9 protein-coding genes are annotated in these 8,151 nt (G+C 63.9%); 2 read left to right on the plus strand and 7 right to left on the minus strand.

Annotated elements, in window-relative coordinates:
* The first annotated feature begins 44 nt into the window (after positions 1 to 44).
* Entirely contained in the window at positions 45 to 839 is a 795-nt protein-coding gene (locus tag ACP16H_RS19805) for a YncE family protein (RefSeq protein ID WP_425073975.1), read from the plus strand.
* Entirely contained in the window at positions 836 to 1,636 is an 801-nt protein-coding gene (locus ACP16H_RS19810) for a quinoprotein dehydrogenase-associated SoxYZ-like carrier (protein WP_425073976.1), read from the plus strand. The genes ACP16H_RS19805 and ACP16H_RS19810 overlap by 4 nt, the downstream gene beginning before the upstream one ends.
* Before the next feature lie 158 nt (positions 1,637 to 1,794).
* On the opposite strand, the gene ACP16H_RS19815 is transcribed toward ACP16H_RS19810, so the two are convergent.
* From ACP16H_RS19815 to ACP16H_RS19845, 7 genes are all read right to left on the minus strand, one after another.
* Entirely contained in the window at positions 1,795 to 2,343 is a 549-nt protein-coding gene (locus ACP16H_RS19815) for a PQQ-dependent catabolism-associated CXXCW motif protein (protein WP_425073977.1), read from the minus strand.
* Positions 2,340 to 3,206, minus strand: coding sequence for a substrate-binding domain-containing protein (locus ACP16H_RS19820; protein ID WP_425073978.1), 867 nt, complete (start codon positions 3,204 to 3,206; stop codon positions 2,340 to 2,342). The genes ACP16H_RS19815 and ACP16H_RS19820 overlap by 4 nt, the downstream gene beginning before the upstream one ends.
* Positions 3,187 to 3,726 (minus strand): c-type cytochrome, methanol metabolism-related, encoded by a 540-nt coding sequence (locus tag ACP16H_RS19825; protein ID WP_425073984.1) that lies wholly within the window; start codon positions 3,724 to 3,726, stop codon positions 3,187 to 3,189. The genes ACP16H_RS19820 and ACP16H_RS19825 overlap by 20 nt, the downstream gene beginning before the upstream one ends.
* 109 nt (positions 3,727 to 3,835) lie before the next feature.
* Complete coding sequence (locus ACP16H_RS19830; protein WP_425073979.1) at positions 3,836 to 5,638, minus strand: methanol/ethanol family PQQ-dependent dehydrogenase; 1,803 nt, start codon at positions 5,636 to 5,638, stop codon at positions 3,836 to 3,838.
* 129 nt (positions 5,639 to 5,767) lie between these two features.
* Entirely contained in the window at positions 5,768 to 6,163 is a 396-nt protein-coding gene (locus tag ACP16H_RS19835; RefSeq protein ID WP_425073980.1) for a c-type cytochrome, read from the minus strand.
* Positions 6,164 to 6,191: 28 nt separating this feature from the next.
* Positions 6,192 to 7,016 carry an S-formylglutathione hydrolase gene (fghA, locus tag ACP16H_RS19840; protein WP_425073981.1) on the minus strand — a complete coding sequence of 275 codons (825 nt, stop codon included), beginning with the start codon at positions 7,014 to 7,016 and terminating at the stop codon, positions 6,192 to 6,194.
* Between the two features lie 7 nt (positions 7,017 to 7,023).
* On the minus strand, positions 7,024 to 8,151 hold a 1,128-nt coding region (locus tag ACP16H_RS19845; RefSeq protein WP_425071706.1), incomplete at its 5' end, for an S-(hydroxymethyl)glutathione dehydrogenase/class III alcohol dehydrogenase.

Here is an 8,151-nt window from a genome sequence, read left to right on the forward strand (position 1 = left end):
GCGTTATCGACCTGGCAACCGGGCAGGTAACCGACCGCTGGGACGTGCCCGGAAAGCCGGCCGGGGTGGCCGTGGCGTCGGATGGTTCGGTCTACACGGTCTCGCCGGACGACAAGACCGTCAGGCATTACAATGCATTGGGTGAAGTTCTGGCCGAGGCGCACTTGGATGGTGGCCCCATTGGCATCGCGCTGGACGAGGCCCGCGGACGGATCTTTGTCTCGGATTGGTACAACGCCCGGATCTGGAAATTGTCAGCTGACAATTTAACCAATGTAACCGAGCTGCCGACCGGCGCGGCGCCCGCGGGATTGGATTTTTCCGACGACGGTAGGTGGCTTGCCTCGGCGGATCGCGATGCCGACCAGGTGTCGATCTTCGACGCCGAAACGCTGGCCCTGCACCACCGCGTCACTGTCGGCACCCGCCCCTTTGGCCTGCGCTTCGCGCCGGACGGACGGCTGTTCGTGGGCAACGTGGGCAGCAATGACGTGAGCGTGGTGGACCCGGTGGCGGGGCAGGTGCTGGCCACGGTCCCGGTGGGCGAACGCCCCTACGGCGTGGCCTTCGCGCAGGGCCGCGCCTTCGTCACCAACCAGTACGAGGACACGGTCAGCGTCATCACGCTTGCAACGCTGGCGTCAGAGGGCAAGATCACCGTGGGCGAATACCCCGAGGGAATCGACGCCACCGCAGAGGGTGACCGCATCGTCGTCGCCAACTGGTTCGAAAACACGGTCAGCGTCATCGATGCCGCCACGCTCGATGTGGTCCAAAGTATCGAGACCGCCGACGGGCCTCGCGCCTTTGGTGCGTTCATCACGGGAGGAATGGAATGAAACGGCTGGTTTTCCTGCTCTGCACCGCAGCCCTGCCCGTCTGGGCCGGAGAGACATGGGACGAACTGAGCGAGGCGCTTTACGGCGACCGCGCGCTGCTGGATGGGTCGGACATGATCGCCATTGACGCGCCCTACCGCACGCAGAACGATTCACGCACCCAGGTGGCCGCGATGATCCACGCTCCGGATGGCTTGTCGCTTGGCTCCGTCACGCTGGTGCTGGACGAGAACCCCATGCCCGTCTCGGCGGTCTTCGCGCTGGACACCCCGCAGCCGTCGTTTTTCTTTGACGTGACCATGCGGGTGAACGGCCCCACGCCGCTGCACGTGGTGGCCGAAACCACCGACGGACGGCTGTGGGTCGCCGAAGGGCATGTAAAGACCTCGGGCCAAGGTGCCTGTGCCGCGCCGCCGGGCACCGATCCGAAACTGGCGCTGGAAACGCTTGGCCGCATGGACCTGGAGGTCACCGAACTGCTGCCCGGCTCGGCGGGCGACCGGCTGGCAGCATTGGCCAACCGCAACAAACGTCTCGACGTGGACATCCAGCACCCCTCGCATTCGGGGATGCAGATGGACCAGATCAGCCTGCTCTACATCCCCATGCGCTATGTCGAGGACGTCCAGATCGACCTCGACGGCGCGGGATATGTGGATGTGACAGGCTCGATCTCTTTGTCCGAAAATCCGCGCCTCGGCATGTCCGTCCCGGGCAAGACCCGCTCCGTCGACGTGACCATGACCGACACCGACGGCACGGTGACCAAGGCCCATAAGGACATCGCGGGCTTCTGAGCGCGCAGGGGGGCGCTGCCCCCCGTCCTTCGGACTCCCCCCGGAGATATTTGGACCAAGAAGAAGCTGGGAAGCGCACTTTGGGCTTCTTCTTGGTCCAAATATCTCCGGGGGTGAATTCTCCGCAGGAGAAGAGGGGGGCAGCGCCCCCTTCGGCCTTATTCGGCTTGCGGCTGCCCCGCCATGGGCTTCACCCGCTCCAAGGGATACCCCCAAAGCGACCATCCGTCGGTGCCTTCCGGCAGCCAGAACACGGCCGTGTAGTCCCACTCGGCGGCGCGTTTCGCGGCGTTCCAGCTCATCCAGCAGTCTTCGAGGCAGAAGAAGACCACCGGCTGGGAAGGATCACCTCCGGTGGCCTCCTTCAGGCCGCGACGGAAATAGTCCGCCGTGACATCGGCAAGGGCGCCATAGCCCACGTTCGGCAACCAGATGGCTCCGGGAATGGAATCGCGAGGCTTGTCGCGCCAGATCGTGCCTTTCGGCAGGTTGGCGGGCTTCGGGGCCTGAGGCAGCACGTCGATGAACGCGGCACCCTGCTCCCAGAGGGCATGGGCTTCTTCGGGCCCCACCACGGTTCCCCCGGTCACCGCCATGGGCACCGGACCGCGGTAGTGGTCCGTACGGTAGTCGGCGGGCTCAGCCTGCTGGGCGGGCAGCGGCGCTGCGAGGGCGAGAAGCCCGGTCAGCAGCGCCGCCCTGATCATTGCGTGACGTCCAGCAACGTGTCGCCCATGTCATTGACCATCGGCACGCCTGCATCGGCGAGGATGGCGTTGATGTCACCCTGGTTGCGACGGATCAGGCTGTTGAGCTTGCGCTGCCACACCTTTTCGCCCTGCCGAACCCCCATGGTGATGCGGTAGTACATCTTGGGCGGAAGCTGGTTGCCCAGCAAAGGGATTGCCACGAAGTCCGGGTGATGCTGCTTCACCAGCGGGCCACCAATCGGTCCCCAGAGCACCGCCGCATCAATGTCGCCGCTTTCAAGGTCTGCGAGCATTGTCTCTGACGGGCTTTCGTAGCGGCGATCAACCACGAGGTTGTAGGGCTTTGCTTTTCCGATCAGACCGTTGCGGGCCATGTGGGTCGCTGGAGGCGAGCCTGCGATGACGCCGATCCGCTTCCCTTTCAGGGCCTCGTCCGAGAGGTCCTTCACGCCGGACAGGTCACCGTCCTTCGGCACGATCAGGACAAAAACGGATGTCAGGTAGTGGTTGGTGTTGAGGACCAGTTCATGGCCCTGCGCATAGCCCATGATGACATCGCATTTCTTGGCCATCAGCGTGTTGCGCACGAAGCCGGTCGCCATGGGATACCACTCGTACTTCACCGGAAGATCGAGTTTCTCTCCGACCAGATCGGCAAGCTTGTTCTCGTAGCCGGACAGGTCCTCCGAGGACATGGGCGCATTGGCCGGATCTGCGCAGACGCGCAGAGCGTGGGTAGACACCAGATCGGATGTCTGCGCCTGCCCCGCGACCGGGAGCAGGCAGGCGGCGGCCATCAGGAGGCCGCCGAGAAGGGCGCTGCCGAAGCGGCGCGCCGGATCAGCCACCCATGCAGGCATCTTCGCGCTCGCGTTCTGCGTCCGATTTTGCGGCTTTCTTCGCCGGGCGGCCGCGCGGGATCGCGTCCATGCCGCGCGCCTCGAGATAGACGTAGATGTCGTCCAGGTAGCACATGACGTTCTTGTTCTCGCCAAAGTGCGGCATCACGGAGTTCCCGTTGACGCGGCCGTTCACGACGACATCGTAGAAATCGTAGTATCCCATGTGCACGGCCGAGTTCTTGATCTTCGGCGCGTAGGACGATCCTTCGCCGTCCGGGCCGTGGCAGACGTGGCATTCCGAGTGGTAGCGGCGGAAGCCCGAGAAGGTCAGCCAGTCGACGGTGCCGTCTTCGGCGACGTTGTAGGTCACGACATCATCTGCGTTGAAGTAGCGGCCATCTTCTTCGTAGGAGACGGCGGCCTGTTCCTGGAACTTTGCGGGGTCGACCGGCTGATCGCTCCAGCTCTGCGCGCTTGCAATGGCGGGCGAGACGGCAATCAGGGCACTGGCGACGAGAAAACGGGATGCGGTGCGCATCATGGGCGTTCACCTTCTTGGGAAAGTTCGTTTCATCGAGGTCCGACGCGCATGTGACGCATCGGACCGATGTATGGTGTGAGGCCCGATCGCGGGCCTCAGCAGAGCCTTAGTTCGGCAGGCTGAACACGGTCAGCTGGCCACCCAGAGCGGTGTAGTCGCTGAGAGCGGCGTAGCCACCCACGGCACCCAGACCGTCGTTCGGGTTGGTCAGACCTGCTGCGAGACCGATGCCGGCCCAGCCGCCGATACCCGACAGGATGCCGATGTACTGCTTGCCGTCCTGCTCGTAGGTCATCACGTTGCCGATGATGCCCGAGGGGGTCTTGAACTTGTACAGCTCGTCACCCGTGGTGGCATCGACGGCCTTCAGGTAGCCTTCGAGCGTGCCGTAGAACACCACGTCACCCGCGGTGGCCAGAGCACCGGACCACACCGAGAACTGCTCGGGGTTGGACCACTTGATCTCGCCCTTGACGTTGTCCCAGGCGATGAAGTTACCCATGCCGCCGTGGCTGTCCGGTGCCGGGTACATCGCGAGGGTCGCGCCCACGTAGGGTTGACCGGCGGTGTAGGACACGCGGAACGGTTCGTAGTCCATGCAGACGTGGTTGGTCGGCACGTACATCAGCTCGGTCTTGGGCGAGTAGGCCGCCGGCTGCTGGTCCTTCGACCCCAGAGCCGCCGGGCAGATGCCGGTGGAGTTGACGTCTTCGCCATTCTGCTCGGTCGAGTACTGGGCCACGACTGCCGGGCGACCATAGGTCTCGGAGTTCGGGTCCATGTCGACGCCGGTGGTCCAGTTCACCGCCGGATCGTACTTCTCGGCCACCAGCAGTTCGCCCGACACGCGGTCCAGGGTGTATCCAAGGCCGTTGCGGTCGAAGTGGGTGAGCAGCTTGCGTTGCTGGCCATCAATTTCCTGCTCCGTGAGGATCATTTCGTTGATGCCGTCGAAGTCCCACTCGTCGTGCGGGGTCATCTGGTAGAACCACTTGGCCACGCCCGTGTCGATGTCACGCGCCATGATGGTCATGGACCAGCGGTTGTCGCCGGGACGCTGTGCCGGGTTCCAGGTCGAGGGGTTGCCGGTGCCGTAGTACATCAGGTTCTCTTCGAGATCCGCCGAGTACCAGCCCCAGGTGGTGCCGCCGCCGATCATCCACTGGTCGCCTTCCCAGGTATTGGTGCCGGAATCCGCGCCAACGGGCTTGCCCAGGTGGGTGGTCTGCTCCGGATCGACGAGTATGTCGCTGTCCGGACCCATGGAATAGGCACGCCATGCCAGCGAGCCGTCCGACATGTTGTAAGCGGTGACGGAGCCACGGACGCCGAATTCGCCGCCGGAGATGCCGACGATGACCTTGTCCTTGACCGGCAGCACGGTGGCGGTGTTGGTTTCGCCGATCGACGGATCGCCGTTCTGGACTTCCCAGACGACTTCGCCGGACTTCGCGTCCAGGGCCACGACCTTGGTGTCTGCCTGATGCAGGAAGATCTTGCCGTCGCCATAGGCCACACCGCGGTTCACGGTGTCACAGCACATCACCGGGATCACGTCCGGGTTCTGCTTGGGCTCGTACTTCCAGATGATCTTGCCTTCGTCCGCCAGGTCGAGAGCGTAGACGATGTTCGGGAACGGCGTGTGGACGTACATGATGCCGTCGACGACCAGCGGCGAACCCTCGTGGCCACGCAGGACACCGGTCGAGAAGGTCCATGCGACCTGCAGGTCCTTCACGTTGTCCTTGTTGATCTGGTCGAGCTCGGAGTAGCGCTGGTTCTTGTAGTCGCCGGTCTGGATCACCCACTGCGTGGGGTCGTCCATCTTGGCCACCAGGTCATCGTTTGCGAATGCCGCAGTCGCGGTCATGAGCGCGATGCCCGAGGTAAGTAGTTTGATCGATCGCATGATCTTCCTCCCGTTGGTGCGGCTCCTCCGCCGCGCATATGGCGCGCGCCCCGAGTGGTGCGGGTCGCCGCCGGTTGTCACCGTGCCGCCGGTTCTCTCCCTCCCTGCGGCACGGCAATTTCGTATGCCTTACTCGGCAAAGGTCGCCAGGTAGGCGATGACGTTCTTCCGGTCGTCTTCTTTCTTCAGGCCGGCGAATGCCATCTTGGTGCCCTTGGCGAAATCCTTCGGCTTCTCGAGGAAGTGGTCGAGGTTCTCGACCGTCCAGGTGTCGCCAGCGGCGCCCATGTCGGCCAGCGTGCCGGAGTACTTGAAGCCCTCGTGCGAGCCGATCACGCGACCGACGACGCCGTTCAGCACCGGACCGGTCTTGTTTTCCGCGCCTTCGCCAACCTGGTGGCAGGCCTTGCACTTCTTGAAGACCTTTTCCCCCGCGGCGGCATCGCCTTCCATCCCGTGGCTGTCCGCTGCAGCCACGACGGGCAGCAGGGTCACGAGTGCGGCGGCGAGTGTTTTCTTGATCATGTTCAAACCTTCTGAGTTTGCTGTTTCGCTACTGGAGCCGCTCTGCGTGCCAGGCGACGTGATCTCCGGCGAATGTGTTCACGAAAAAGTACGAGTGATCGTAACCCTTCTGCATCCGGAACGTCCCCGACTGGCGGCGGCGGGTCATCATGCCCGCCAGGGATTCCGGCTTCAACAGTTCCAGGAACTGATCCGCGCCTCCCTGATCGACGAGAATATCCGCTTTCCAGCCCCTGTCCTCTAGTAACAAGGTCGCATCATGGTCCGACCAGGCCGATTCATCGTCGCCCAGATAGGCGGAAAGCTGCTTGCGACCCCAGTCCGACTGCGTCGGATTGGCGATCGGCGCAAAGGCAGATACCGAATCGAACAGGTCCGGGTTGCGCATCGCGATGGTCAGGGCGCCGTGCCCCCCCATGGAGTGGCCGGTGATGCCGTGACGGTCCTGCACCGCGAAGTTCTTCATCACGATGTCGCGCAGCTCGTTCACCACGTAATCGTACATGCGGTAATGCGGTTTCCACGGCGAGCGCGTGGCGTTCACGTAGAACCCCGCACCCTTGCCAAGGTCATAGGCCTCGTCGTCCGCCACACCCTCGCCGCGCGGCGAGGTGTCCGGGAACACCAGCGCCAGCCCGTGTTCTGCGGCATGTTCCTGCATCCCGGCCTTGGTCATGGCATTCTCGTGGGTGCAGGTCAGACCCGAGAGATACCACAGCACCGGCACTGGCCCATCCTCGGCCTGCGGCGGCATGTAGACCGCAAAGGTCATCTCGCACCCGCAGGTGTTGGAGGCGTGCTTGTAGACCCCCTGCACCCCGCCAAAGCTGCGATTTTCGGAAACGGTCTCCATGGCGTCCTCAGAACTCGACGACTGCGCGGATGGACTTGCCTTCGTGCATGAGGTCGAAGCCGTGATTGATCTCGTCCAGGGTCAGCTTGTGCGTGATCATCGGGTCGATCTCGATCTTGCCGTCCATGTACCAGTCGACGAACTTCGGCACGTCGGTGCGGCCCTTGGCGCCGCCGAACGCGGTGCCCTTCCAGACGCGGCCGGTGACCAGCTGGAACGGACGGGTCGAGATCTCGGCCCCCGCCGGGGCGACCCCGATGATGACCGACACGCCCCAGCCACGGTGCGAGCACTCCAAAGCGTCGCGCATCACCTTCACGTTGCCCGTCGCGTCAAAGGAATAGTCCACGCCGCCGATCTGGTCCGCGCCGCGCTTCGTCAGGTCGACGATCGCCTGCACGGTGTTGTCTACCTTGGACGGGTTAACGAAGTGCGTCATGCCGAATTTCTTCGCCATCTCCGCCTTGTCGTCGTTCAGGTCCACGCCGATGATCATGTCGCAGCCCGCCATGCGCAGGCCCTGGATCACGTTCAGACCGATCCCGCCAAGGCCGAACACCGCCGCGGTCGAGCCGATTTCCACGCCCGCCGTGTTGATCACCGCGCCGATGCCGGTGGTGACGCCGCAGCCGATGTAGCAGATCTTGTCAAAGGGCGCGTCCTCGCGGACCTTGGCCAGCGCGATTTCCGGCAGGACCGTGTGGTTCGCGAAGGTCGAGCAGCCCATGTAATGATAGATCGGCGTGCCATCGAGCATGTGAAAACGCGTGGTGCCATCGGGCATCAGGCCCTGGCCTTGCGTGCCGCGAATGGCGGTGCAGAGGTTGGTCTTGCCCGACAGGCAGGACGGGCACTGGCGGCATTCCGGGGTATAGAGCGGGATCACGTGATCGCCCGGCTTCAGCGTGGTGACGCCCTCGCCGACCTTGACCACCACGCCCGCGCCCTCATGGCCGAGGATGCAGGGGAACAGGCCCTCGGGGTCGGCGCCCGAGCGGGTGAATTCGTCGGTGTGGCACAGGCCGGTGGCCTTGATCTCGACCAGAACCTCGCCCGCCTTCGGGTCGTCCAGTTCCACTTCCATGATCTCGAGCGGTTTGCCGGCCTCAAGGGCGACGGCGGCACGGGTGCGCAT

The sequence above is a fragment of the Sagittula sp. S175 genome, assembly GCF_049800975.1.
Taxonomy (GTDB): domain Bacteria; phylum Pseudomonadota; class Alphaproteobacteria; order Rhodobacterales; family Rhodobacteraceae; genus Sagittula.